Below are 23,953 nucleotides of genomic sequence, written 5' to 3'. Positions count from 1 at the left end.
CGACGAACCGCCTGCTGCAGATGCTACGCCGGACGGATGCCGGAGGACGTTACGATACGGATGAGCAACGCGCGCCGGCACGCCCTTACAAGGTGGCGTGCGCGTGGCTGCAGTAATCGTGGCCCTTGGCCTGCACGTTTTCGGAGGCCGGGTAGTACACGCCGCAATGGGCGCAGCACAGCATCAGTTCGGCATCAGGCAATTCCTGCGGCCGGCCCGGCGGCGCAAACGGATTCGGCTGCTGTTGCTGCTGCGCGCGGGCCCGTTGCTGCATGCTCCGGATCTTGCTGCGGATAGCAAACAACACCAGGAATACCAGCGCCAGCCAGAATAAAACACGTGTCATGCGAATCCTCGGTGTAAAACCACTTCCAGTACAAAACGGCTGCCGACATAGGCCAGCAGCAAGGTGGCGAAACCGGCCAGGGTAAAACTCAGGGCCGTCTTGCCGCGCCAGCCGCGAAAGCGGCGGCCTGCCAGCAGCGCGGCAAACAACAGCCACGACAGCATGGTAAACACGGATTTGTGATCCCAGTTCAGGGCCTTGCCAAATAGTTGTTCGGAAAACACGATACCCGACAGCACGGTCAGGCTCAGCAGGATGAAGCCCAGGCCGATCATGCGGAACAGCAGTTTTTCCATCGTCAACAGGGCTGGCAACTGGTCCAGCGCCGTGCCGATGAAGCCGCGGCTTTCGCTGCGCGTATGCAAACGCGATTCCTGCAGCGCCATCAGCACGGCGTGGAAGGCGGCAATCGTCAAGGTGCTGTAGGCAAGCACGGCCACGGCAATGTGCCAGCCGAAGACGGCCGACTTGCCTTCCATGTTGACCTGGCTGCCAGGAAAGGCCCAGGCCAGGCCGATGGCGAGGACGGCGCTGGGCATGACCATGCGGCGCAGTCCGTCCAGGCTGAAATTGCGGTTCTCTATCCAGTAGGCGCCCACCGAGACCCACAGCGCGGCCGACAGCATGGCGGAAAAACCGAAGCGCAAGGTGCCCGGCGCCATCAGGTCGAACCACAAGGTGGCGGCGTGCGCCAGCCAGGCAACGCCGGTCAGGCCGGCAATGAGCCGGGCACGGGACGAGGGAAGCACCGCGCACGCCGCGTACAACAGCGCGGCGATGAAAAAGAAATAGATCTGCATAGTTTAAGTTTACACCATAGCCGACAAGCGCGATTCAGGCGACAGCCCGGTGACAGGCACGACGCCGCCATCCAATGCCGCAAGCCTGCCATGATATCGCGCCTGAGGCATGACGGGGTGGCGCACCCTCAAGATTTCGGCAATCTTTCACGCTACCTGTATATATTAGTATGCCGCAAAAAAATGATGGCCCGCTTAAGCGGGCCATCGGGCATTGCCAATATCCGGTTTACTTCACGTTCAGGCTCTTTTTCGCCTGCTCCAGCAAGTCGGTCTTGACCCAGTCCTTGGCCACGGGCGGTTTCGTCATGCGGCCCACGCCCGTTTTCACCATCACGTCCGTGGTGGTCTGAATATGCTCGGGCGAGATGTCATACGAATACGGCGAATTGCTGATCGCGTCGTCGAAGTCATCCTTCGTGATCTGGCCGCGGAACACCACTTCGCGCACATACTTTTCCGCCGTCGCCTTGTTGTCGATAAAGGTCTTGGTGGCTTCGACGAAGCAGCGCATGAATTTTTCCGCCACGGGACGGCGTTCCTTGTAGAACTTTTCCGTCATCACCATAGTCCGCACGGGTTCGCCGATCGGCGTGTCGTACGGTTTGATGACTTCGGTGCCGAAACCCTTGTTGATGGCCTGCGACGATTGCGGCTCGGACTGCATCATGGCGTCGATATTCTTGCCCATCAGCGCCTGGTTCAAGTCGGCGTAGGCCAGGAATACCAATTGCACATCCTTGCCCTTGGTTTCGGAATACGTCAGGCCAGCTTGCGACAGCTCGGCCAGCAGCAGCACTTCCTGGATGCCGCCGCGCGTCACGCCCACGCGCTTGCCCTTGAGTTCCTTGACGCTGGCAATCTTTTGCCCCGCCCCGCCCACCAGGCGCGCGCCGCCCTTGGCAAAACCGGCCACCACGTAGATGGGCGCGCCGCCGGCGCGGCCGGAAATGGCCGCTTCGGACGCCGTCGCCCCCACGTCCAGTTCGCCCGCGATAATCGCCTGCATCACGTCGAGGCCCTTGGCGAACACATGCTCCTCAACCTTGATGCCGCACTTGGGCGCGATTTCCTTGATGTACGACACGGCGCCGTAATGGGCGAATTTCAAATTACCCAGGCGCACGACTTCCTGCGCCTGGACGGCGCCCATGCCGAAGGCCAGCATGAGGGCGGCGGCAATACCGGTCTTCAAGGTTAATTTCTTACGCATCGGGTTCTCCTGTGGTGGTTGGTGTATGCCCGCAAGGGCACGCGAAACACTGCTTTTATTATCAAGAGATAGTACCGCGTGTTGGAGCCAGGGCAACATTTTTTTGCCGGCAGCCCCACGCTGCCGGCGTTATGACGACCGTCTGTTGCTACTGTCCCGCCAGCGCCACCACCGGGTCGAGTCCCGACGCCTTGCGCGCCGGCATGAAGCCAAACACCAGCCCCGTCACCACGGCGCAGGCAAACGCGCCGGCGATGGCGCTCAGGGAAAAGATCACCGGCACGTCCCATACCAGCAGCAGGCCGGCGACCGTCACGCCGACCACGATGCCGGCCACGCCGCCCACCACCGACACCAGCACGGCTTCGGTGAGGAACTGGCGCAGGATGTCGCGCCGGCGCGCGCCCGTCGCCATGCGGATGCCGATTTCGCGCGTGCGCTCGCGCACCGTCATCAGCATCACGTTCATGACGCCGATGCCGCCCACCACCAGGGAGACGGCGGCGATCAGGCTGAGCATCATGGTCATGTTGTCCTGCGTCTTCGCTTCGGCGGCGATCGACGCGGCCGCGTTGCTGATGCCGTAGTCGCGGATGCGGTGGCGCTCGAACATGGTGGCGTCGACTGCCGCCTCCACCTCCGTCACGCGCTTGACGTCGGCGACCGCCATCACCGTGTACGTCGGCTCGCGCTGGCCGAAGACGCGGATGCCGGCCGTGGAAAACGGCAGCAGCAGCACGTCGTCTTCATCCTTCTCGCCCGTCAGCGCCCCCTTCGCGCTCATCACGCCGATCACCTGGAAAGGCACGTTGCCGATCAGGATGCTCTGCCCCACGGGATTGGCCACGTCGGGCATCAGCTTTTCCGCCAGGTGGGCGCCCAGCACGGCCACGGTGGCCATCTCGCGCTCGTCTTCCTCGGTAAAGAAGCCGCCCTTGGCCACCGGCCAGGTCTGGATCTGCGGCAGGGCCGGCCCCGTGCCGCGCACATAGGTCTGCACGTCGAGGTTACCGTGGCGTATCACCTTGTTGCCCGTGACATTCGGCAGCACGTGGGTAATGCCCGGCACGTCTTTCAGCGCATCGAGGTCGGCCAGGGTGATGCTGCGCCCGGGGATGCGCGAGCTTTCGCCGCGCGACGCCATGTACAGCAGGTTCGAGCCGAATGCGCCCAGCTGCGCCATCACTTGCTGGCGCGTGCCCAGGCCGATGGCCAGCATGACGATCACGGAAGCGACGCCGATGACGATGCCCAGCAGAGTCAAGCCCGTGCGGAAGCGGTTGATCCACAACACGCGCCAGGCGGCGCGCGCCGCGTCGAGCAATTCCGTGCCCAGCGACGCGCCCGTGTCATGGGCGGCGCGCGACATGTCCAGCGGCGGCAGGGCCGTCGACGTGGCGGGAATGGCGACGGCGCCCGAGTCTTCGATGATTTCGCCATCGCTGATCTCGATCACGCGGCGCGCCTGTGCCGCCACCTTGCGGTCATGCGTAATCAGGATGATGGTGTGGCCCGCGTCGGCCAGTTCGCCCAGCAGGGCCATGACTTCGGCGCCGCTGCTGCTGTCGAGCGCCCCCGTCGGTTCATCGGCGAGGATGATGCGCCCGCCATTCATCAGGGCGCGCGCGATCGACACGCGCTGCTGCTGCCCGCCCGACAACTGGTTTGGCCGGTGATCGAGCCGCTCGCCCAGGCCCAGGCGCTTGAGCAGCGCTTCCGAGCGCGCATGGCGGGCCGCGGCCGGCATGCCCGCGTACAGGGCCGGTACTTCCACGTTTTCGCGCGCCGATTCGGTGGCGATCAGGTGATAGCCCTGGAAGACGAAGCCGAACGCTTCGCGCCGCAGCCACGCCAGTTCATCGGGATTCAGGCTGGCCACGTCCTGGCCGGCGAAGCGGTAGGTGCCGTCGCTGGGCCGGTCAAGACAGCCAAGCAAATGCATCAGGGTCGACTTGCCGGAACCGGACGCGCCCACAATGGCGACGAATTCGCCGGCGCCGATCGACAAGGTCAGGCCGCGCAGCACTTCCACGGCTGGCGCGCCGTCATGGCCGCCATAGCGCTTGCGGATGCCTTGCAGTTCAATCAACGGCGCCGCCTGCTCCGGCTGCCCGGGTTGCCCGAGCGACGCGGCCTCGCTCATGGCGCTCACAGCTGGAACCTGCTGCTGCCGCTGCCGGCCGGCTGCTCGCCCGTGACCAGCAATTCGCCTTCGCGCAAGCCTTGCAGCACTTCCGCGCTGAGGCGGTTGCGCACGCCCACGGTGACGGTGCGCGTATCGACCTTGCCGTCCGCATCCATCACGCGGGCCGTAAACTGCCCCGGCTTGGCGCCTTCTTGCGTCGAGGGTTTCAGGGCCGGCAAGGGCACGGCCAGCACATTGTTCGCCGCGGCCGTGACAAACACCACTTGCGCCGTCATCTGCGGCATCAATTCGCCATCGGCGTTATCCACGTCGAACAGCACGGTATATAAAATCACCTTGCTGGTCGACGGCGCCAGAGCCGTGCCGGCGGCAGAACCGCCTGGCACCGGCGGGGCCGGCAGCACTTGCCGCACCTTGCCGCTCCAGCGCCGCTGGTCGCCGCCCAGGGTGGTGAAGTACACGGGCATGTCCGGGCGCACGCGGCGCACGTCCGCTTCCGACACTTCCGTCCACACCGTCATGGCCGACAGATCGGCGATGCGCAGGATGTTCGGCGTCTGGTACGTGGCGTTCAGGGTTTGCCCTTCCTTCGCGTCCAGGCCCACCACCTTGCCGGCCATCGGCGCATAGATGCGCGTATAGCCAAGGCGCGCCTCGTCCGCCTTCAGGCTGGCCTGGGTCTGGTCGATCTGCGCCTTCAGGTGGTCGATCTTGGCGCCGGCCGAGGCCAGGGTGGCTTCGGCCGTTTCCAGGTCGGCCAAGGGCGTGGAGTCGAACTTGGCCATCTGCTTCTGGCGCACGTGCTGCTGGCCCGCCAGGCGGTGCTGCGCCTGCTGGTCGGCCAGCTGCGCACGCAATCCGGCCAGCGCGGCGCGGCCCGCATCGACGGTGGCTTGCTGCACGCTGGGGTCGATCTCGGCCAGCAGCTGGCCTTTTTCCACGGCGCTGCCGGGCTGCACGTGCAGGCGCGTGATCTGGCCCGACACCTGCGCGCCCACGTCGACATAGGTTTGCGGCTGCAGCGTGCCGATGGCCGTGACGCTGGCCTCGATATTGCCGCGCTTGACGGGCGCCGTGTCGAATACGGTGGCCGGGCCGCGCGTGGCCCACAGTGCGCCGGCGCCAAACAGCGCCAGCAAGACCACGCCGCCGAGGATGCGGGTGCGGCGGGAAGGCAGGCGGGCCGCCATCAGGAAGCCACTTTCAGTACATTCAAAACATCAATCGGTGTCGCCAGGCGTGAAAAGTGCATCGGTCTATCCTTGAAAATGGCAGTCAAAATTACTGCAGAAACGTCACAAGACCTGCCAGCGCGGCGACGGCTGCCAGCAGGGAACTACGAAACAGCAAGCGGGGGGCGTACGGCAGCAGCAGGGCCACCAGCAGCGCTCCCGCGCCGATGAAACCCAGCCAGGCGACCACGCCGACGGTGGCGCTCCAGCCAGCCACGCAAGGCCAGATGGCCAGCGCCAGCAGCAGCGCACCGGCCAGTTGCAGCGCGCGCCGCACGTTCGGCGCCGCGTCCCTGCCCCAGACCTGGCCGTGATGGCGGTCCATCGCCAGGGAGAGGCTGGCCATGCCCGCATACGACAGGCCCAGCGCACAGAGGATGGTATTGATCATGACTGTCCTTCCGTATTGACTTGCAGGCTGGCCGAGGGCGCAGCGCTTTCCCTGGCCGCGCCCTTCCTGGCCGGCTTTTCCTTGCGCTTGTGGACTTTCCACGCGCCCCTGGCGGCCAGCAGGCCGAAGGCCATGCTGCCCAGTTCCACGCCAGCGCTTTCCCAGTCGCCGCGCGCGATCTGCGCCACCAGGTTGTCGCCCGTGCTCAAGACATTCAGCACCGGCAGCAGCAGGCACAGGGCGGCCAGCAAGCCCAGTTGCTCAATCCAGGCGCGCTTTTCCCCGCGCAGGCAGGCGTGCACCAGCATCAGGAACCACACGCCGAAGAAGGCGCGCACTTCCCAGCCGGCGCGCTGCTCGATGCCGACGGGGATCAAACGGTTGGCCCACAGGAAGCCCACGCAGGCGATGGCCAGGCCGGCAATCGCCGCCACGTTCAGGCATTCGATGACGCGGTACACACGCTGCGTGTAGGCGCCGAACTCGCCGCCGGACTTCTGGCGACGCTTGACCATGAACAGGATGGCGCCCGTGCCCATCATGGCCGTGCCGGCCAGGCCGCAGAAGAAGTACAGCCAGCGCATCGGCGTGCCGCCAAAGCCCACCATGTGCAGGTTCGACATGACAGAGCGCGTCAGGCCCGCGCCGCCCGTGTCCGACTCGCCCGGCAGGCGCACGGCGACCTGCTCGCCCGTGGCCAGCGCGTAGCAGGCCCTGCCCGTGTTGGCGCTGATCCGTTCCAGCAAATCCGCGTCCTCGTTCCAGCCATACATGCACACGCGCATGGAGGCGTCATTCGGATTGTCCAGCACCACGGCGCGGATTTCCTGGCCGATAGCCTGTTCGGCGCGCAGCGCGAACGATTCCAGCGCGGGAATGGCCAGCGGCTGGCCTGTCTTCACGGGCTTGCCCGCATCGTTCCAGTCGGCCAGGAAGGCCTTCTTGGGATTGTCCATGCCGTATTGCGCCACCACGGGGGCCGGCACATAGTCATCGCTGAAGAATGCCAGGCCCGTGTAGGCGATCATGAACTGGAACGGCAAGGTCAGCACGGCCACCGCATTGTGTGCGTCGAGCCACGAACGCTGGCCCTTGGCCGGGCGGAAGGTGAAGAAATCCTTGAAGATGCGCTTGTGCGTGATGACGCCGCTCACCAGCGCCACCAGCATGATCATGGTGGTGATGGCGACGATCCACACGCCGATGCGTCCCGCGTGCAGCTCGTAGTGGAAATCGACGAAATGGTGGCCGCCGATGGTTTCCCGTTCCGTTGCCTCGCGCGCATGCTCGATGACGGCGCCCGTCAGCGGATCGAGGTCCGCCGAGCCATAGCCGCCGCTGGGCTGGAACCAGTAGGCGGACAGGCCGTGGCCGGGACGCTGCACGGGCCAGATTTCCCACATGTCCGCCTTCGGGTGCTCCTTCGCCATGAAATCGAGCGCCAGCTCCAGGCGGTGCGCGCGGTCCGGGACCTTCGGCAGCGGCGGATCGTTCGCATGCGCCGCCTCTTCCAGTGCGTGCTCGGGCGTCATCCAGTGGCCGATCGGGTCGTCGAAGACGGCCAGGGTGCCGGTCAGGAAAATGGCGAACAGGAGCCAGGAAATCCACAGGCCGCTCCACGTATGCAGCCAGGCCATGGCCTGGCGCAAGCCGCCCTGCTGCGGCGTCTTGACCACTTTGTCTACCTTGACGGCGTTCATGCGGCACCTCGCGACAGCAGCATGCCGATGCCGCCGCAGGCGATGGCAGGCAGCAGCATGCCCAGCCAGGCGCGGCGCAGGTCCTGCACGGCAAAGACCCAGATCACGGCGCAGGTATATACGACGAAGGCGCTCAGGGTGGCCGTCAGCACGGCTTCGGCGCGCGACAGCGGCAGCACGGCCGACAGCAGCACGGCCACGCCGGACGTAAGCGCATAGCCGCCAAAAATGGCGGCCAGCACGCGCGAGAACAACATCATGTTGGCCGATTTCATCATCGCGGCGCTCCCTGCGGCACACGCTGGCTCACGCCATTGCTGGCGTGGGCCGGATTCAACTGCACATTCATAAGCCATGCATCCTTCATCAAGATAGGTCATTCAAAAGTGATTATTTACAGTTTGTAGTTCAAGGTCAGCATCAGGTTGCGCGGCGTGCCCACCAGATTGCCGAAGACATCGGAATAGATGCTCTGGTAATAGTGCTTGTCGAGCGCATTGTTGACGTTCAGGCGCAGCTCGGCGCGGCTGTCGATCTGCCACGCCGCATTCAAGCCCAGGATCGCATAGCGGCCCTGGCGCAGATGGTAGGTGCCGTCCGTCGACTCGGTCGCGCCCTGCCCGTACACCGAGGCGCCGACGCGCCAGCCCTGCGCGGCGCCGGACAGGCGGTAGCTGGTGGCCAGCTTGAGCTGCTGGCGCGGATAGCGGCTGTTGAAATCCTTGCCGATATTGGCCGGATCGCTGTCGCGCGTAAATTGCGCCTTCACATACGTAAAACCGGCCGACAGCTGCCAGTCGGGCGTCAGCGCGCCCGCCACCTCCAGCTCCACGCCTTCGCTGCGCACTTCGCCCGACGCGCGCTGACAATAGCCCCAGGTGCTGCCGGGGCAGGGATTGGGGCCAGCCAGGTCGTCCACGCCGCGGTTTTGCTGGCGGATCTGGAACACGGCCGCGCTGGCATTGAGGGCGCCGCCAAAGTATTCGCCTTTCACGCCCGCTTCATAGTTGGTGCCGCTGATCGGCTTCAAGGGCTGCCCATTGGCGTCGGTGGAAGCCTGCGGCTGGAAGATTTCGGTCCAGCTGGCGTACACGGAATGCTGCTTGTCGAGGTCATACACGACACCGGCGTACGGCGTGAATTCGCGCGCCACCGAGTAGCCGGCATCGTCCTTGTACCAGCTTACGCGCCCGCCCAGCACCAGCGACAGCGGCTCGGCCAGGCGCATGCGCGTGCCCGCATACACGCCGCTTTGCTCGGTGATGCTGGCAGTGCGCCACTGCGCGTAATTGATGACGGGACGCGCCACGCTGCCCGTATCCCAGTTGAACGGGTCAAGCACCGGCGCCGCCGCGCCCCAGCTGTACGGCGCCCAGCCGCCATAGCTGTTTTTCGACGAACGGCGGTGGCTGGCGCCGACCGTCAGCTCGTGCTCGCGGCCGAACAGGCTATAGCTGCCCGTGGCATACGCGTCATAGCTGGTGTTGGCCAGTTCGGCGCGGTAGCTCTGCGAATTGAAGCGCAGGGTGTCGCCGCGGCGGCTGATGCCGGAAAACGTCGTGTCGATCTCGGGCGTCTTGCGCGTGGCCGCCAGCTTGGCCTTCCAGCCGTTGGCGAAGCGGTGTTCCAGTTCCGCGAAGATGGTCTTGTCCGTCTGGCGCCAGCCATCGAAGTCGGTGCCCAGATAAGTCGAGCGGGGCAAGTTCAAAAAAGTGCCGTCGGCGGCCGTTACCACGCCCGTGGTGACGCCGTCGTTATCCGTCTTGCGGTAGTGGGCGCCCAGGGTCAACGTGGTATCGGGGCGCAGGTCGGCCTCGATGATGCCGTACAGCTGGTGATTGCGGCCATGCAGCACGTCGACAAAATCCTTCTTGTCCTGCACCGTCGCGACGATGCGCCCGCGCAGGGTCTTCGCTTCGTTGAGCGCGTTGGCCGCATCGGCTTCCAGGCGGTAGTTGCTCCAGCTGCCGATGCTGGCCGAGAACGACGCTTGCGGCGTGGCCGTCGGGCGCTTGCGCACCAGGTTAATGGCGGCGCTGGGCGTGCCGCTGCCCGTCATCAAGCCCGTGGCGCCGCGCACCACTTCGATGCGGTCATAGATGGCCAGGTCGTCATTGTCTCCATTGAAGGTGCCGTTCGCGCCCAGACTGGTGGGCAAGCCGTCGAACAGGATGTTGTCGACTGGAAAGCCGCGTGCGCTGAAACTGCCGGAATCGCCCGTAAAGTTGCCCTTTTGCATGACCAAACCCGTGATCGACTGCACGGCGTCATCCAGGGTGGTGATGCCCAGGTCGTCGATCTGCTGGCGCGTCAGCACGCTGACGGACTGCGGCGTCTCGCGCAGCGACAGGTTCAGCTTGGTTGCCGTATTGCTCACGCCCGTCGTATACGAGCCACTGCCTTCCGTCGTCGCATCGCGCCCTGCCGTGACGGACACGCCAAGCATGGTTTGCTCGGTGGCGGGCGTGGCCGGCACCTGCTGCGCCAACGCGGAGGTACCGGCGGCCAGACACAAGGCCGTCACGGCCAGCGCCAGCGGGTGCCGCTGAGGACGATGCGATACGAAATTGACAAGATGCGAAACCTGTTGCATGAAAAATCCTGAAAAGTGGCGTCATGAGACGGTAAAAAACAGCCGCCCTACCCTGTAGGTGCCGCGAAAACGAAAAACGGGCAGTCCGGCTGCAAATATTTTTTGTGGGGTGCTACGGCGCCGGTTCGACCGTCACCCAATACCGCGTGCGGCTGCGCACCTGCACCGGCAGCGAGTTGGGCAGCATGTTCAAAATGCGCTGGGTGTCGGCCAGCGGGAACACGCCCGACAGGCGCAGCTGGGCCACTTGCGGCGCGCAGTCGATCACGCCGGGGCGGTAACGGGCCAGGTCGACCAGGAAATCGCCCAGGGTCACGTCGTCGACGATCAGCTGCCCGCGCGACCAGGCGTCCGCATATGCACCGATGGCGTGCGGCACGTCTGGCGCCTGACGGGAAAATGCCACGCCGTGCCCGGCCGCCAGCAGCAAGGGTGCGCCGATGCCGTCGCGGGGGCGGATTTCAACGGCGCTTTCAAACACGTCCACCGTACTGTAGTCATCCTGCTGGCGCACGGAAAAGCGCGTGCCCAGCGCGCGCACCAGGCCTTCGCGCGTGGCCACTTCCAGCGGCGCGTCGCTGCCGCTGCCGTGACCGCTGACGACGAGGATTTCGCCGGCCAGCAGCTCGATCAGGCGGCGGCTGGCGTCGAAACGCACATTCACGGCCGAATCCGTATTCAAGCTGAGCACGCTGCCATCGTCCAGCACTATCTCGCGCCTGTCGCCCGTGGCCGTGCGGTAGTCGGCACGCAGGACGCGCACGCCATCCCAGGCGCCCGTCTGCGCGGCCAGCATGCCGCCGCCGGCCGCCACGCCCAGCCACGCCAGCAACTGGCGCCGCTTGCCGTTGACGGCGTTCTGCTGCGTGCCCGCCAGCGCCTGCGCGGCCGCACCGCGGTGCAAGCCGCTGAACCGCTGCGACACCGCTTCGATATGCTGCCAGGCCAGTTCATGTTCAGGGTCGGCCTCGCGCCAGCACTGCCAGGCGGCGTGTTCCTGCTCGCTGGCCTCGTCCGACATCAATACGGTCAGCCACTCGGCCGCCTGCAGCTGCACGTCCTCGCCGATGGCCGCAGCGGCCGCGGGTTCTGCCACCGTGCTCATGCCGGCAGGGAGAAAAACACCTGGCGGTTGGCGCGCGTCAGGTATTGCTTGACCGAGCTGGCCGATACGTTCAGGCGCGCGGCGATCTCGGCGTAGCTGAGGCCTTCGAGCTGCGCCAGCAAGAACGCCGTGCGCACGGGACCCGGCAAGCCGTCGAGGGCCACATCGATCTGTTGCAAGGCTTCCAGCGCCAGCAGCCGTTCTTCCGGCGCGGGCGCCACCTCGGGCGGCAGGCAGGCCAGCGCCTCCAGATAGGCGTCTTCCAGCACCTGCCGGCGGTAGCGGTGCGCCACCAGACGCCGCGCGATGGTGGCGAGAAACGGCCGCGCCTCGCGGATCTGCGGCGCCGTGCCGTTGGTCAGCACGCTGATGAAGGTGTCTTGCGCCAGGTCCGCCGCCTCGCCCGCATTGCCCAGCTTATGCCGCAGCCAGCCCTGCAGCCAGCCATGATGGCTGCTGTAGAGCGCGTGCAGGTCTTGTTGCTGTGCAAAATCGGCGGCCGGCATGGCATCCCTTTCCGCTCAGGCGTGCGGCACCCGAGAATGTAAATAAGAATTATTCTCATTTTAACCGTGTTTTTGACTTTCATGCAATCGCGGCATTGCCAGAAATACCAACTAATTCAAAAGCAGGCCAACCGCCAGGCGATGCAGCGCAGGACCGCCTGCCAACCGCGATAAGGTAAAATGACGGCCATCGTCCGGCTTTCGCCGCCCACTCCCAAGCTTTTCATTGCAGGTTCATCATGCTAGATAATCTCACCCAACGGCTTGCCAAAGTCGTCAAGACCATGCGCGGCGAGGCGCGCCTGACCGAGGCGAACACCGCCGACATGCTGCGCGAAGTGCGCCTGGCGCTGCTCGAAGCCGACGTCGCCCTGCCCGCCGTGCGCGAATTCATCGCCAAAGTCAAAGAAAAAGCCATGGGCGAGGATGTCATTTCCTCGCTCACGCCAGGCCAGGCCCTGGTTGGCGTGGTGCAGCGCGAGCTGGCCGCCCTGATGGGCGCCGACCTGGGACCGGAAGCGTCGCAGATCAGCTTTGCGCAGCAGCCGCCCGCCATCATCCTGATGGCCGGTCTGCAGGGTGTGGGTAAAACCACCACCGTCGGCAAGCTGGCGAAATACCTGAAGGAAGAAAAGAAGAAGAAAGTGCTGACCGTCTCGGCCGACGTGTACCGTCCCGCCGCGATCGCCCAGCTGCAATCGGTCACCGCCCAGGTAGGCGCCGACTTCTTCCCGTCTTCCAGCACGGACAAGCCGGTCGATATCGCCCTGGCCGCGCTGGACTGGGCGAAAAAGCACTACCACGACGTGCTGATCATCGATACGGCGGGCCGCCTCGGTATCGACGAAGAGATGATGCGCGAAATCGCCGCCGTCCACGGCGCCGTGAAACCGATCGAAACCCTGTTTGTCGTCGACGCCATGCTGGGCCAGGACGCCATCAACACGGCGAAAGCGTTTAACGATGCGCTGCCGCTGACCGGTATCGTGCTGACCAAGCTTGATGGCGATGCGCGCGGCGGTGCGGCCCTGTCGGTGCGCCACATCACGGGCAAACCGATCAAGTTTGCCGGCGTCTCGGAAAAACTCGACGGCCTGGAAGCATTCGACCCGACCCGCATGGCCAACCGCATCCTGGGCATGGGCGACATCCTCGCCCTGGTGGAAGAGGCGCGCAAGGGCGTCGACAGCAAGGCGGCGGCCGACCTGGCGCAAAAGATCAAGGTCGGCGGCAAGTTCGACATGAACGACTTCAAGGCGCAGCTGGGCCAGATGAAGAAAATGGGCGGCATGGCCAACCTGATGGACAAGCTGCCAGCCCAGTTCCAGCAGGCGGCAGGCGGCAAGAACATGGATCAAGCCGACAAGCAGGTACGCCGCATGTGCGGCATCATCGACTCGATGACGCCGCAGGAACGCGCCAAGCCTGAACTGATCAAGGCCACGCGCAAGCGCCGCATCGCCGCCGGCGCCGGCGTGCAAGTGCAGGAAGTGAACCGCATGCTGACGCAATTCGAGCAAATGCAGACGATGATGAAGAAATTGTCGGGTGGCGGCATGATGAAGATGATGCGCTCCATGAAGGGCATGATGCCCGGCATGAGGTAGTGGAAGGCTTCAAGATCCGCTGCGCGAGGCGCTTTGCGGCCGGCGATGCTCAGCGCACTAGAGTGCGCTTGCGCTTCTCGACCACAAATCATCCCCGCTCGCTGTGATTTTGAAGGCCTTTTTTACGCCGCGTGAGATGTAGTTCAAGTCAAGAAACACCGTTATAAAATTATGCCGGATTGCATTTTCATGGCGTCCGGCATCATTTCCGCCCTCCCCGCAGTATCCCTCCCCGCATAGCCAGCAACCATGCCATTTACGGGCAAAAACGCCGTTCTGCGCCCCCAAGCGGTGCGCCCGGGCGACAGCATGGTCATTTCCCTGCTTTTTCCTCGTGAAAACGTGAAAAACACTTGCATACAAGGTAAATCCACACCAATATTAGCCGTGCGATTAATTGCGCAATTTCCCATGTGTTTGTTAAGGAGGCTCGAAGATGGCAACAGCCAAAAAAACCCCAGTAGCAGCGCCAGCCAAAGCAGCAGCAGCCAAGCCTGCAGCCGCCAAGAAAGCAGCACCCGCAGCCAAAGCAGCAGCTAAACCAGCAGCGGCGAAGAAAGCGGCAGCACCGGCAACACCACGCAAGCCAAACGCAGCATTCATGAAAGCAATGACGCCATCGAAAGATCTGGCCGCCGTTGTTGGCGCAGCACCACTGCCGCGCACGGAAGTGACCAAAAAGGTATGGGATTACATCAAAAAACTCGATCTGCAAGATCCGGCCAACCGCCGCATGATCAATGCGGACGACAAGCTGAAAGCAGTTTTCGGCGGCAAAGCCCAAGTCTCCATGTTTGAAATGACGAAACTGATCTCCGATCATTTGAAATAATCAGATACGCACAGGGCGTTCCGCGCCGTGTGAGTGCCCCGCCGCATCACTGCGAGCGGGGCATTTTTTTGGGGTCAGACCCTGTCGGGTCTGACCCCAGCCGTTGCGGTGGGTTTAAAAACGCATAAAACCCGGCACATACCGAGATCAGACGAGGACGGTCCCACAAGGTCAGACCTCAAACCATCACCCTGCCGGCTTGAACTCCCACTGCCGCCACGCGGCCCGCACGGCATTCGGATACTCGGGCCTTCCCCGGCTGCCGTTATAGCGTCCCAGCGCCAGGTACAAATCCCCTTTTTCCATATCCAGGTACATGCGCAGGATCGCGCAGCCGTAGCGCAGATTCGTCTGCATGTGGAACAGCTTGCTGCGGTCGCTGTCGCCGATGACGCCCGTCCAGAACGGCATCACCTGCATGTAGCCGCGCGCGCCGGCCAGCGAGACGGCATATTTGCGGTAAGCCGACTCGACCTGGATCAGGCCCAGCACCAGGGCCGGTTCCAGGCCCGCGCGGCGCGCTTCATACCAGACGGTTTCCAGGAATTCCGTGCGCAGCTGCGCATCCGGCAGCTTGCGCTGCAGGCGTTGCGACATCTGCGCCAGCCATTGCTGGTAGCGCTGCAAGTCGGCGGGAGTGGCAAATTTGGGTTGCGGCGGGCGTTCGTCGCGGATCGCGTGCGACAGGGCCAGGCGGACGGAGTCGGCCAGCGCCTCCTCCTTCTGGTTGCCGGCCTGCGCAAAGGGAGCGCAGGCCAGGCCAGCGGCCAGCGCGAGCGCGCCAGCCGTTTTACTTAGCGATAAGCGCTTCACTGCGCCATTTTGCCCTGGATGAAGGCGACGATCTCGTCCGGCGCCACGCCGGTGGCTTCCGCATCGCGGCGGCCCTGGTATTCCAGCTTGCCTTCTTTCAGGCCCCGTTCGCCGATGACGATGCGGTGCGGCACGCCAATCAGCTCCCAGTCAGCAAACATGGCGCCTGGACGCAGGCCGCGGTCGTCGACGATGACGTCCACGCCGGCGCCTTGCAGGGCCGCGTACAGCTTCTCCGTCTCTTCCTTGACCAGTTCGCTGCGGTCCATGCCCATCGGGCACAGCACGACTTCAAACGGTGCGATCGACGCTGGCCAGATGATGCCCTTGTCGTCGAAGTTCTGTTCGATGGCGGCGCCCAGGATGCGCGTCACGCCGATGCCGTAGCAACCCATCTGCAGCGGCGCAGGCTTGCCGTTTTCGTCAAGGAAGGTGGCTTTCATGCTTTCCGAGTACGCCGTGCCCAGCTGGAACACGTGACCCACTTCGATGCCGCGCTCGATGGCGAGCGTGCCCTGGCCGTCCGGCGACGCGTCGCCGGCGACGACATTGCGCAAATCGGCCACGATGGCTGGCTCGGCCACGTCACGGCCCCAGTTGGCGCCCGTGTAGTGGAAACCGGCGTCATTCGCGCCGCAGACGAAGTCGCTCATGTGGGCAACCGTGCGGTCCGCCACGACGGTGACGGGGGCGCGGGTGGCAATCGGGCCCAGGTAGCCGGGAATGGTGCCGTAGACTTCCAGGATTTCCGCTTCCGTCGAGAAACGGTGGCCGGCCAGGCCGGCAACCTTGCCCACCTTGATGTCGTTCAATTCATGGTCGCCGCGCAGCAGCAGCATGAAGTGCTGTTTCGTGACTTTTTCATCCTTGCCAACGGTTTCCACCGTCAGGGCGATGGTTTTCACGGTTTGCGCCAGGTCGATACCGAGCAGGGCCGCCACGGTTTCGCACTTGACGGTGTCCGGCGTGGCCGTTTTCGTCAACGCCTGGGCCGCGGCTGGGCGCTCGCCCGCTGGCGGCAGCGCTTCGGCCGCTTCCATGTTGGCGGCGTAGTCGGACGTCGGGCAGTACACGAGCGCGTCTTCACCCGTGTGGGCGATGACGTGGAATTCATGCGAACCGGAACCGCCGATGGCGCCGTTGTCGGCGGCCACGGCGCGGAATTGCAGGCCGAAACGCGTGAAGATGCGCGTGTAGGCGTCAAACATGACCTTGTACGACGCCTGCATGCCAGCCAGGTCGCGGTCGAACGAGTACGCGTCCTTCATGGTGAATTCACGGCCGCGCATCAGGCCGAAACGTGGGCGGCGCTCGTCGCGGAACTTGGTCTGGATGTGATAAAAGTTCAACGGCAACTGGCGGTAGGACTTGATTTCCGTGCGCACGACGTCGGTGATGACTTCTTCCGATGTCGGCTGGATCGCGTATTCGCGGCCGTGGCGGTCTTTCACGCGCATCAGTTCGTCGCCCATCTTGGTCCAGCGGCCCGTCTCTTGCCACAGTTCGGCAGGCTGCACGAGCGGCATCAGCAGTTCGATGCCGGCGGCTTTGTTCATCTCGTCACGGATGATGGCTTCCACCTTGCGGATCACGCGCAAGCCCATCGGCATGTAGGTATAGATGCCGGAACCGAGGCGTTTGATCATGCCTGCACGCATCATCAACTGGTGGCTGACGATTTCCGCGTCAGAAGGTGCATCTTTAAGTGTGGAAATAAAAAAACGGGAGGCGCGCATAACGGTGAATTCTTTTTAAAAAGAGAGGGTTATAATCAACCTAATTTTAAAGGATTAGCTGGCTGATGCGTCCATACTTTACACAAATGCGCTCAATTGGTGCGATTCCGGCGCTTTTCGCACCCCGAAAAGGTCACCGGCTTGCGAAGTTGTGGGTAATTATGTAAAAAAAGACGCACTGTCGCAGAAAGTTTGAGGTGCATTATGCTCGACCGTGAAGGGTTTCGGCCCAACGTCGGCATCATCCTGCTAAACGCCCAGAACGAGGTGTGGTGGGGCAAGCGGGTGCGCGAGCACTCATGGCAGTTTCCGCAAGGCGGTATCAAATATGGCGAAACACCGGAACAAGCCATGTTTCGCGAACTTGAAGAGGAAATCGGACTCAGACAGGAACACGTCAAAATTGTCGGCCGCACCCGCGACTGGCTGCGCTATGAGGTGCCAGACCACTTCATCAAGCGCGAGATTCGTGGCCATTACCGTGGCCAGAAGCAGATTTGGTTTCTGCTGAGAATGTGCGCGCGCGATAACGACGTCAATCTGCGCCTGACCGACCATCCCGAGTTCGACGCCTGGCGCTGGCATGAATACTGGGTCCCGCTCGATGTCGTCATTGAATTTAAACGCGATGTCTACCAGCGTGCCTTGCAGGAGCTGTCCCGCTTCCTGACCTGGCCCGTGCATGGCAACGCACAGCAAGCGCACCGCCACACGTCGCGCTATCTGCGCCAGCCCCATGCGCCACGGGCACAGGATGGTACGGCACTGGCCAAGCCTTGCGACGGCATTGCCGCCGAAGGGTGTACGCCGGAGCTGATTTTGCCAGGCAAGGAGTAGTCCGCCGCACCATGAACGCACTCTCCCACGCAAAAGGGGCAGCCTGAACAGGCTGCCCCTTTTTTCATGCCGGCAGGAAACTCCCCTGCCGGTCAGGCTGACTTAGTTTGCTGCCGGCGCTGGCGCAGCGACTGGAACGTCCAGGGTAATCGCTTTGAGACCCAGGATATTGCTGCTGTAGTGGCGGATCTTGTTGGCCAGGGCCGGATCATTGTTCAGCTTTTGACCGTACGACGGCACCATTTCCACCATCTTGGCTTGCCATTCCGGCGTAGCCAGGCGGCTCTTGAATGCCGTTTGCAGCACCTTGATCATGATCGGCGGCGCGGTCGAGGCGCCTGGCGATGCACCCAGCAGGGCAACGATGCTGCCATCGGCGGCGCCGACGACTTCCGTACCGAACTGCAGCAAGCCGCCTTTGACAGGGTCATCCTTGACGATCTGCACGCGCTGGCCCGCGTTTTGCAGGGTCCAGTCTTCCATCTTGGCGTTCGGCAAGTATTCGCGCAGGGTTTTCAAACGGTCTTCCGGCGTGTTCATGACCTGTTCGACCAGGTATTTCGTCAGCGGAATATTGTCATAGCCGGCTTGCAGCATGGGTTTCACATTGCTCGTGCCGATCGAGGCAGGCAAATCGATCCACGAACCGTTTTTCAGGAACTTGGTCGAGAAGGTGGCAAACGGGCCAAACAGCAGGGCTTTCTTGCCATCGATGATGCGCGTATCGAGATGCGGCACGGACATCGGCGGCGAACCGACGGATGCCTTGCCGTAGACCTTGGCCGCATGCGCCGCCACCAGTTCCGGATTCGTCGTCACGAGCCACTGGCCGCCGACCGGCACGCCGCCGTAGCCCTTGGCTTCAGGAATACCCGATTTTTCCAGCAGAGGCAGCGAACCGCCACCGGCGCCGATGAAGACGAACTTGGCGCGCATGGTCTTTTCCTTGCCGGCGTTCAAGTCTTTCACCGTCACGTTCCATACGCCATCGGCGCCGCGCTGGATGTCTTCCACCTGGTGGCGCAGGTGCAGGACCATGCCGTGGCTGTCCGTCAGGTATTTCACGAGGCCGCGCGTGAGATTGCCGAAATTGACGTCGGTACCGATTTCCATGCGTGTCGCGGCCACTTTCTGGCCCTTGTCCCGCCCTTGCATGACCAGCGGTGCCCACTGTTCGATCTGCGCCTGGTCTTCCGAGAACAGCATGCCCTTGAACAGGTTTTCCTTTTGCAGCGCGGCATAGCGCTTCTTCAAGAAGGCAATATTGTCGTCGCCCCAGACAAAGGCCATATGCGGCACGTTGTTGATGAAGGTTTGCGGCGCGCCCAGGTGCTTGTTGGCTACCTGATAAGCCCAGAATTGCTTGGAAATTTCGAATTGCTCGTTGATGGCAACGGCTTTCTTGGTCTCGATGCTGCCATCGGCCGCTTCCGGCGTGTAGTTCAGTTCAGCAAATGCCGAGTGGCCCGTGCCCGCGTTGTTCATCGCATCCGAGCTTTCGGCGGCCACGGAATCGAGGCGCTCGACCATTTCCATCGTCAGCGACGGATCGAGTTCCTTGAGCATGCTGCCCAGAGTGGCGCTCATGGTACCGGCGCCGATCAGCAGCACGTCGACCGGTTTTTCGGACGAGGCCGGAGGGGTCTTGTCACATGCCGCCAGGATCAGGCACGACATCAAAAGTAATAGCGATTTACGCATGGGTAACTCCGTTATGAATACTGAGGGTTGGTTCTTCCAGGCCACCCGGGCGGCAAGCGCAAGATCATCGGAAAATGGCTATCCCTCCAGCGCAAGAACGGCCGGATCAAGGGGTAACGATGGTGATGACGCATGCATGCCGCCGCCGCGCCGCAGCTTGCGGCAGCGATGGAGTGGCGATGGTGCGGACAAGGAAAACACGGCGCCGCTGCTGTTTTGGCCCTCGCGCGGGGCCAAACTCACAACACGGCGATTGTCTATAGCAAATATCAAGAACAGCGATTTTATCACCGTTATTTGCCCTTGCCGGGCCGCCAGGATCGTGGATAACACTTACTGTGGAGTATTAATTTGGCAGTAACCAGGCGTCAAAAAGCCAGTTGGCGCAGGAATGCACGGAGCAAGAAACGGATGGCGAGCCCCCATCCATCATGGTCTGATAACGCTTTGACCATACCGGAGCCTGACCATGTCTTTTCGTATCCGCGGCCTGTCGCCCGCCCCTTTCCTGGCCTGTTTCGGCCTGCCTGACGCCGAACTGGCCGCGCTGGGCATTATCCGCCATGTGGTCGACAGCCAACCCGGTTACCCGGACCGCATCGAACTGCGCGACGCGGCGATCGGCGACACGGTGCTGCTGCTGAACCATGTCTGCCAGGATGCGGACACGCCCTACCGCGCCTCGCACGCCATCTTTATCCGCGAGGGTGCCACGCAAGCCTATGACGCCGTCGACCAGGTGCCCGAATCGATGCGCATCCGGCTGCTGTCGCTGCGCGGCTATACGGAAGGTGGGATGATGGTCGATGCCGATGTGGTGGAAGGCACGGCCATTGAAACCGTGATCGCGCGGCTGTTTGAGAACCCGGCTGTCAGCTATATCCACGTGCACAATGCCAAACGTGGTTGTTATGCGGCCAGGATCGACCGGGCCTGAGAACTTATTACGGCTACGCGGTACAATGCGGGCTGCCCTTTAGCCATAGTCCTTCAGCCATGTTCAACCCTTCTTCCGACGATGTGCGCCGTTTCTTTTGTGAAACATTACGCAAGCATCGCGCCCATGAAATCCTCACGCCGATGGAAGCCATCGCGCTCGACTGGATCCTGGAACACCCCGAGTATGAGAACGAGCTCTCCGACGTTGAAGCGGCGCTGGCGCGCGATTACTCCGTCGAAGGCGGACAAGCCAATCCCTTCCTGCACCTGTCCATGCATCTGTCGATCACGGAGCAGGTGCAGGTGGACCAGCCGCGCGGCATCCGCCCGGCAGTCCAGCAGCTCACCCAGCGCCTCGATTCGGCCCATGCCGCCCAGCACGAAGTGATGGAATGCCTGGGCCAGATGATCTGGGCTTCGCAACGTTCGGGCTTGCCGCCGGACACGGACGCCTACATCGACTGCGTGCGCCGCCGCTAACCCGGCGACACCGCCTGCGGCTGCAGTACGGCCGCCTTCGGCGCCTTGCCCAGCAATCCCAGCACCACCTGCAGCGCCATGGCGATGGCGCCGACGATGAATACCACGTCGCCGAAGGTGCGTATCCAGCGCAGGTTCTGCAACAGCGGCTGCTGCATGAATTCCTCGCTGCGCGCATACCACAGGCCCTCCGTCACGCTGGCGTGGAACTGGATGATGCCAATCGGCAGCAGGCTGGTAAAGATCATCAGCACCAGGCCCGCGTTCAAGCCCCAGAACGCCGTCTTCATCAACGCAGGGCTGAAACGGTAGTCGGGCCGCAAATAGCGCAGCACCAGCAAGGTAAAGCCCAGCGCCAGGAAGCCATACACGCCGAACAGTGCCGCATGCGCATGCACGGGAGTCGTGTTCAGGCCCTGGATATAGTACAAGGCCACGGGCGGATTGATCATGAATCCCAGCACGCCCGCGCCCAGCATGTTCCAGAAGGCGACGGCGACAAAGCACATCATGGGCCAGCGCAGGTTTTCCATCCATGGCGCGCGTTCCTTCAGGCGCCAGTTTTCCCACGCTTCATGGCCCAGCACGATCAGCGGCACCACTTCCAGCGCGCTGAAGCTTGCGCCGATGGCCATCACGGGCGTGGTGGTGCCGGCAAAGTACAGGTGGTGGAAGGTGCCGGGAATCCCGCCCAGCATGAACAGCGAGGCCGACGCCAGGCTGGCCGTCGTGGCCATGCGCACCGACACCAGGCCCAGGGTCGAGAAGATGAAGGCCAGCGCCGTCGTGGCGAACACTTCGAAGAAGCCTTCCACCCACAGGTGCACCACCCACCAGCGCCAGTATTCCATCACCGACAGATGCGTGCGTTCGCCGTAGAACAGGCCGGCGCCATAGAACAGGCCGATGGCGCCGACGGACGCAGTCAGGAGCGCCAGCAGGTTCTTGTCGCCGCCCGGCTTGCGCAGGGCCGGCACCACGCCGCGCAGCATCAACACCAGCCACAGCAGGATGCCGACATATTTGCCGATTTGCCACAAACGTCCCAGGTCCACATATTCATAGCCTTGATGGCCGAGCCAGAAATTCCACTCGGGCGGCATCACTTGCGCAATGGCCAGGTAATTGCCGATGAAGGAACCGACCACCACGGCGACCAGGGCCCAGAACAGCACATCGACGCCCAGACGCTGCCACTTGGGGTCCTTGCCGCCATTGATCAGGGGCGCGAGGAACAGGCCCGCAGCCAGGAAGCCCGTGGCGATCCAGAACAGCGCGGCCTGGATGTGCCAGGTGCGCGTGAGCGCATACGGGAACCAGCGCGACACGTCGATGCCGTAGAACTGCTGCCCTTCCACCGTGTAGTGCGCCGTAAAGCCGCCGATGAAGACCTGGAAGGTGAACAGCGCCACCACCAGGAACAGATATTTTCCCAGTCCCCGCTGCGAAGGCGTCAGGGCGAACGTGGTGAGCGGATCGCGCGGACCGGCGGCCGGCAGCGCTTCGTCGTGGTCGCGCAAGAAGGCCCAGCCCCAGACGAGGAAGCCCACGCCGGCCAGCAGCACCACCACGCTGGCGACCGACCAGACGAGGTTTTCGCCGCTGGGCTGGTTGCCGATCAGCGGTTCATGCGGCCAGTTGTTCGTATAGGTCACTTTCTGGCCAGGACGTTCGGTGGCGGCGGCCCACGCCGTCCAGAAGAAGAACTGCGTCATCTGCGCGCGCCGCTCGGCGCTGGGCAGGGTGTTTTCCTTCATGGCGAAATGCTCGCGGCTTTTTTGCAGCGCCGGCGCGTCGGAGAACAGCTGATCGTAATAGTGCGCCGTGTTGGCGATGGCTTGCACGCGGCGCGGCGACAGGCGCAGCACTTGCGCATCATCGGTACGGTTGCCGCGGTATTCGATCTTGAGCGCTTCGCGCAGCGCCGCCTGCGCGGGGCCGTCAAGCGCCGCGTACGCCTTGCCATGCAGCTCTTGCGCGGCCAATTCCAGCCAGGCCGTCAGTTCGCGGTGCAGCCAGTCGGCCGTCCAGTCGGGCGCCTGGTAGGCGCCGTGGCCCCAGATGGAGCCCAGCTGCATGCCGCCGACGGATTGCCAGGCCGTCTGGCCATCGAGGATGCCCTCGCGGTCGAACAGTTGCCGGCCATCCTGCGCCAGCACTTGCGCGGGGATCGGCGGCGCCTGCCGGTAGACTTCCGTGCCGTAGTAGCCGAGCAGCGAAAAGGTCACGATCAGCACACCGATCAGGGTGAACCAGAGTTTTTTGTAGGGCCCCATGGGTCTTTCCTTTGTCAGTGCACCACGGCCGGCGCAAAGCGCTCGAACAGGATATTGTTTTCAGTGTGGATGTGCGTCATCAGGTCTGCACGGAAGGTGCGCAAGCCCGTGTACAGCGCGCGCCAGGTGGTGCAGGCGCCGGCCGGCGCGGTGATATCGTTCGTCATCACCTCCATGGCGCGCAAGGCCACGCCATGATCGTCGTGCTCCATGCGCATCACGTTGATGGGCGCGCCGGCCCGGGGCCCCTGGCCGCGCACGATCATCGGGAACAGCACGTCTTCTTCCTTGCGCATATGGCTTTCCAGCTCCTGCGCCATGGCCGACAGGTGTTCCGCCAGCCCGTGCGGACAGTCAGCGCGCTCGCCATGCACCTGCTCGACCTTGCGTGCCAGGCGTATCAGCTCGGGCAGCTGCTCGCGGTGCACGGCGTGGTAGCGCGCCAGGATGTGTTCCACCAGCTCGGTGGCCGAGGCTTCCTGCCAGTCACGCTCGCCGCTGGTATCTGCGCGCCCTGCCAGCAGCCGCAGTTCCTCGACGATGGGCGCCGTGTCCACGCCGGCCGCTTCGGCCGCTGCGCGCAGGGTCTTGTTGCCGCCGCAGCAGAAATCCAGGCGGTGCGCATCGAACAGGCGCGTGGCGCCAGGGATGCGGCGAGCCAGTTGGCCCAGTGATTGGTCGATCATTTCCATAACAGTTC

The 23,953-nt window shown here is 63.5% G+C and carries 22 protein-coding genes; 6 read left to right on the top strand and 16 right to left on the bottom strand.

Annotated elements, in window-relative coordinates; translation table 11 throughout:
* Positions 1-85 precede the first annotated feature (85 nt).
* The 11 genes from IGS58_RS02515 to IGS58_RS02465 form a co-directional block, all read right to left on the bottom strand.
* Complete coding sequence (locus IGS58_RS02515; RefSeq protein ID WP_034780264.1) at positions 86-346, bottom strand: PP0621 family protein; 261 nt, start codon at positions 344-346, stop codon at positions 86-88.
* Positions 343-1,146, bottom strand: a complete 804-nt coding sequence (locus IGS58_RS02510) for a cytochrome C assembly family protein (RefSeq protein WP_034780265.1) — start codon at positions 1,144-1,146, stop codon at positions 343-345. Before IGS58_RS02510 ends, IGS58_RS02515 begins: the two co-directional genes overlap by 4 nt.
* A 229-nt stretch (positions 1,147-1,375) precedes the next feature.
* On the bottom strand, positions 1,376-2,359 hold the full coding sequence (locus IGS58_RS02505) for an ABC transporter substrate-binding protein (protein WP_099389040.1): 984 nt from the start codon (positions 2,357-2,359) through the stop codon (positions 1,376-1,378).
* Between the two features lie 148 nt (positions 2,360-2,507).
* Positions 2,508-4,502 carry a MacB family efflux pump subunit gene (locus IGS58_RS02500; protein ID WP_052139996.1) on the bottom strand — a complete coding sequence of 665 codons (1,995 nt, stop codon included), beginning with the start codon at positions 4,500-4,502 and terminating at the stop codon, positions 2,508-2,510.
* A gap of 5 nt (positions 4,503-4,507) precedes the next feature.
* On the bottom strand, positions 4,508-5,695 hold the full coding sequence (locus tag IGS58_RS02495; RefSeq protein WP_070255985.1) for an efflux RND transporter periplasmic adaptor subunit: 1,188 nt from the start codon (positions 5,693-5,695) through the stop codon (positions 4,508-4,510).
* A gap of 91 nt (positions 5,696-5,786) precedes the next feature.
* A complete protein-coding gene (locus IGS58_RS02490; protein WP_034780266.1) occupies positions 5,787-6,128 on the bottom strand; it encodes a DUF3325 domain-containing protein in 342 nt (113 codons plus the stop codon).
* Positions 6,125-7,828, bottom strand: a complete 1,704-nt coding sequence (locus IGS58_RS02485; RefSeq protein WP_230520594.1) for a PepSY-associated TM helix domain-containing protein — start codon at positions 7,826-7,828, stop codon at positions 6,125-6,127. The genes IGS58_RS02490 and IGS58_RS02485 overlap by 4 nt, the downstream gene beginning before the upstream one ends.
* Positions 7,825-8,106, bottom strand: a complete 282-nt coding sequence (locus tag IGS58_RS02480; RefSeq protein WP_080753264.1) for a hypothetical protein — start codon at positions 8,104-8,106, stop codon at positions 7,825-7,827. The genes IGS58_RS02485 and IGS58_RS02480 overlap by 4 nt, the downstream gene beginning before the upstream one ends.
* A gap of 116 nt (positions 8,107-8,222) precedes the next feature.
* Positions 8,223-10,421, bottom strand: coding sequence for a TonB-dependent siderophore receptor (locus IGS58_RS02475; RefSeq protein ID WP_230520593.1), 2,199 nt, complete (start codon positions 10,419-10,421; stop codon positions 8,223-8,225).
* A gap of 112 nt (positions 10,422-10,533) precedes the next feature.
* Positions 10,534-11,526, bottom strand: a complete 993-nt coding sequence (locus IGS58_RS02470) for a FecR domain-containing protein (RefSeq protein ID WP_442908350.1) — start codon at positions 11,524-11,526, stop codon at positions 10,534-10,536.
* The gene (locus tag IGS58_RS02465) at positions 11,523-12,032 is read right to left on the bottom strand and encodes a sigma-70 family RNA polymerase sigma factor (protein WP_230520591.1); all 510 of its coding nucleotides are present in this window, start codon (positions 12,030-12,032) and stop codon (positions 11,523-11,525) included. Before IGS58_RS02465 ends, IGS58_RS02470 begins: the two co-directional genes overlap by 4 nt.
* A gap of 239 nt (positions 12,033-12,271) precedes the next feature.
* Here IGS58_RS02465 and ffh point away from each other — a divergent pair, with 239 nt between their 5' ends.
* Both ffh and IGS58_RS02455 read left to right on the top strand, forming a co-directional pair.
* On the top strand, positions 12,272-13,639 hold the full coding sequence (gene ffh, locus IGS58_RS02460) for a signal recognition particle protein (RefSeq protein ID WP_034780269.1): 1,368 nt from the start codon (positions 12,272-12,274) through the stop codon (positions 13,637-13,639).
* Between the two features lie 436 nt (positions 13,640-14,075).
* Complete coding sequence (locus IGS58_RS02455) at positions 14,076-14,471, top strand: SWIB/MDM2 domain-containing protein (RefSeq protein ID WP_071650146.1); 396 nt, start codon at positions 14,076-14,078, stop codon at positions 14,469-14,471.
* Positions 14,472-14,657: 186 nt separating this feature from the next.
* On the opposite strand, the gene IGS58_RS02450 is transcribed toward IGS58_RS02455, so the two are convergent.
* Positions 14,658-15,284 (bottom strand): lytic transglycosylase domain-containing protein, encoded by a 627-nt coding sequence (locus IGS58_RS02450; protein WP_070281573.1) that lies wholly within the window; start codon positions 15,282-15,284, stop codon positions 14,658-14,660.
* A complete protein-coding gene (locus IGS58_RS02445; protein ID WP_070256003.1) occupies positions 15,281-17,020 on the bottom strand; it encodes a proline--tRNA ligase in 1,740 nt (579 codons plus the stop codon). Before IGS58_RS02445 ends, IGS58_RS02450 begins: the two co-directional genes overlap by 4 nt.
* A gap of 204 nt (positions 17,021-17,224) precedes the next feature.
* Here IGS58_RS02445 and IGS58_RS02440 point away from each other — a divergent pair, with 204 nt between their 5' ends.
* Complete coding sequence (locus IGS58_RS02440) at positions 17,225-17,857, top strand: RNA pyrophosphohydrolase (RefSeq protein WP_034780273.1); 633 nt, start codon at positions 17,225-17,227, stop codon at positions 17,855-17,857.
* Between the two features lie 102 nt (positions 17,858-17,959).
* On the opposite strand, the gene mqo is transcribed toward IGS58_RS02440, so the two are convergent.
* A complete protein-coding gene (mqo, locus tag IGS58_RS02435; protein ID WP_230520590.1) occupies positions 17,960-19,558 on the bottom strand; it encodes a malate dehydrogenase (quinone) in 1,599 nt (532 codons plus the stop codon).
* A 132-nt stretch (positions 19,559-19,690) separates the two neighbouring features.
* Here mqo and IGS58_RS02430 point away from each other — a divergent pair, with 132 nt between their 5' ends.
* From IGS58_RS02430 to IGS58_RS02420, 3 genes are all read left to right on the top strand, one after another.
* A complete protein-coding gene (locus IGS58_RS02430) occupies positions 19,691-19,888 on the top strand; it encodes a hypothetical protein (protein ID WP_139144129.1) in 198 nt (65 codons plus the stop codon).
* Between the two features lie 139 nt (positions 19,889-20,027).
* Positions 20,028-20,495, top strand: coding sequence for a DUF1203 domain-containing protein (locus IGS58_RS02425; RefSeq protein WP_034780275.1), 468 nt, complete (start codon positions 20,028-20,030; stop codon positions 20,493-20,495).
* A 59-nt stretch (positions 20,496-20,554) separates the two neighbouring features.
* Entirely contained in the window at positions 20,555-20,977 is a 423-nt protein-coding gene (locus IGS58_RS02420) for a DUF1841 family protein (RefSeq protein WP_034780276.1), read from the top strand.
* On the opposite strand, the gene IGS58_RS02415 is transcribed toward IGS58_RS02420, so the two are convergent.
* Both IGS58_RS02415 and ytfE read right to left on the bottom strand, forming a co-directional pair.
* A complete protein-coding gene (locus IGS58_RS02415; protein ID WP_230520589.1) occupies positions 20,974-23,253 on the bottom strand; it encodes a nitric-oxide reductase large subunit in 2,280 nt (759 codons plus the stop codon). The two genes, IGS58_RS02420 and IGS58_RS02415, sit on opposite strands and share 4 nt — an antisense overlap.
* Before the next feature lie 14 nt (positions 23,254-23,267).
* Positions 23,268-23,945 carry an iron-sulfur cluster repair protein YtfE gene (ytfE, locus tag IGS58_RS02410; protein WP_230520588.1) on the bottom strand — a complete coding sequence of 226 codons (678 nt, stop codon included), beginning with the start codon at positions 23,943-23,945 and terminating at the stop codon, positions 23,268-23,270.
* Positions 23,946-23,953: the final 8 nt, after the last annotated feature.

Origin of the sequence: Janthinobacterium sp. EB271-G4-7A (assembly GCF_020858075.1) — a bacterium.
In the GTDB taxonomy this organism is placed as follows: domain Bacteria; phylum Pseudomonadota; class Gammaproteobacteria; order Burkholderiales; family Burkholderiaceae_D; genus Janthinobacterium; species Janthinobacterium lividum.
Note: the sequence above shows the minus strand (reverse complement) of the source record. Positions and strands in the feature narration are given on the sequence as shown.

Coding starts and splice junctions, on each gene's coding strand:
- IGS58_RS02440 (WP_034780273.1), top strand. CDS start 17,225: ATGCTCGACCGTGAAGGGTTTCGGCCCAACGTCGGCATCATCCTGCTA.
- IGS58_RS02415 (WP_230520589.1), bottom strand. CDS start 23,253: ATGGGGCCCTACAAAAAACTCTGGTTCACCCTGATCGGTGTGCTGATC.
- IGS58_RS02425 (WP_034780275.1), top strand. CDS start 20,028: ATGTCTTTTCGTATCCGCGGCCTGTCGCCCGCCCCTTTCCTGGCCTGT.
- IGS58_RS02480 (WP_080753264.1), bottom strand. CDS start 8,106: ATGATGAAATCGGCCAACATGATGTTGTTCTCGCGCGTGCTGGCCGCC.
- mqo (WP_230520590.1), bottom strand. CDS start 19,558: ATGCGTAAATCGCTATTACTTTTGATGTCGTGCCTGATCCTGGCGGCA.
- IGS58_RS02500 (WP_052139996.1), bottom strand. CDS start 4,502: ATGAGCGAGGCCGCGTCGCTCGGGCAACCCGGGCAGCCGGAGCAGGCG.
- IGS58_RS02455 (WP_071650146.1), top strand. CDS start 14,076: ATGGCAACAGCCAAAAAAACCCCAGTAGCAGCGCCAGCCAAAGCAGCA.
- IGS58_RS02445 (WP_070256003.1), bottom strand. CDS start 17,020: ATGCGCGCCTCCCGTTTTTTTATTTCCACACTTAAAGATGCACCTTCT.
- IGS58_RS02505 (WP_099389040.1), bottom strand. CDS start 2,359: ATGCGTAAGAAATTAACCTTGAAGACCGGTATTGCCGCCGCCCTCATG.
- ffh (WP_034780269.1), top strand. CDS start 12,272: ATGCTAGATAATCTCACCCAACGGCTTGCCAAAGTCGTCAAGACCATG.
- IGS58_RS02430 (WP_139144129.1), top strand. CDS start 19,691: ATGCATGCCGCCGCCGCGCCGCAGCTTGCGGCAGCGATGGAGTGGCGA.
- ytfE (WP_230520588.1), bottom strand. CDS start 23,945: ATGGAAATGATCGACCAATCACTGGGCCAACTGGCTCGCCGCATCCCT.
- IGS58_RS02495 (WP_070255985.1), bottom strand. CDS start 5,695: ATGGCGGCCCGCCTGCCTTCCCGCCGCACCCGCATCCTCGGCGGCGTG.
- IGS58_RS02490 (WP_034780266.1), bottom strand. CDS start 6,128: ATGATCAATACCATCCTCTGTGCGCTGGGCCTGTCGTATGCGGGCATG.
- IGS58_RS02470 (WP_442908350.1), bottom strand. CDS start 11,526: ATGAGCACGGTGGCAGAACCCGCGGCCGCTGCGGCCATCGGCGAGGAC.
- IGS58_RS02515 (WP_034780264.1), bottom strand. CDS start 346: ATGACACGTGTTTTATTCTGGCTGGCGCTGGTATTCCTGGTGTTGTTT.
- IGS58_RS02475 (WP_230520593.1), bottom strand. CDS start 10,421: ATGCAACAGGTTTCGCATCTTGTCAATTTCGTATCGCATCGTCCTCAG.
- IGS58_RS02420 (WP_034780276.1), top strand. CDS start 20,555: ATGTTCAACCCTTCTTCCGACGATGTGCGCCGTTTCTTTTGTGAAACA.
- IGS58_RS02510 (WP_034780265.1), bottom strand. CDS start 1,146: ATGCAGATCTATTTCTTTTTCATCGCCGCGCTGTTGTACGCGGCGTGC.
- IGS58_RS02465 (WP_230520591.1), bottom strand. CDS start 12,032: ATGCCGGCCGCCGATTTTGCACAGCAACAAGACCTGCACGCGCTCTAC.
- IGS58_RS02485 (WP_230520594.1), bottom strand. CDS start 7,828: ATGAACGCCGTCAAGGTAGACAAAGTGGTCAAGACGCCGCAGCAGGGC.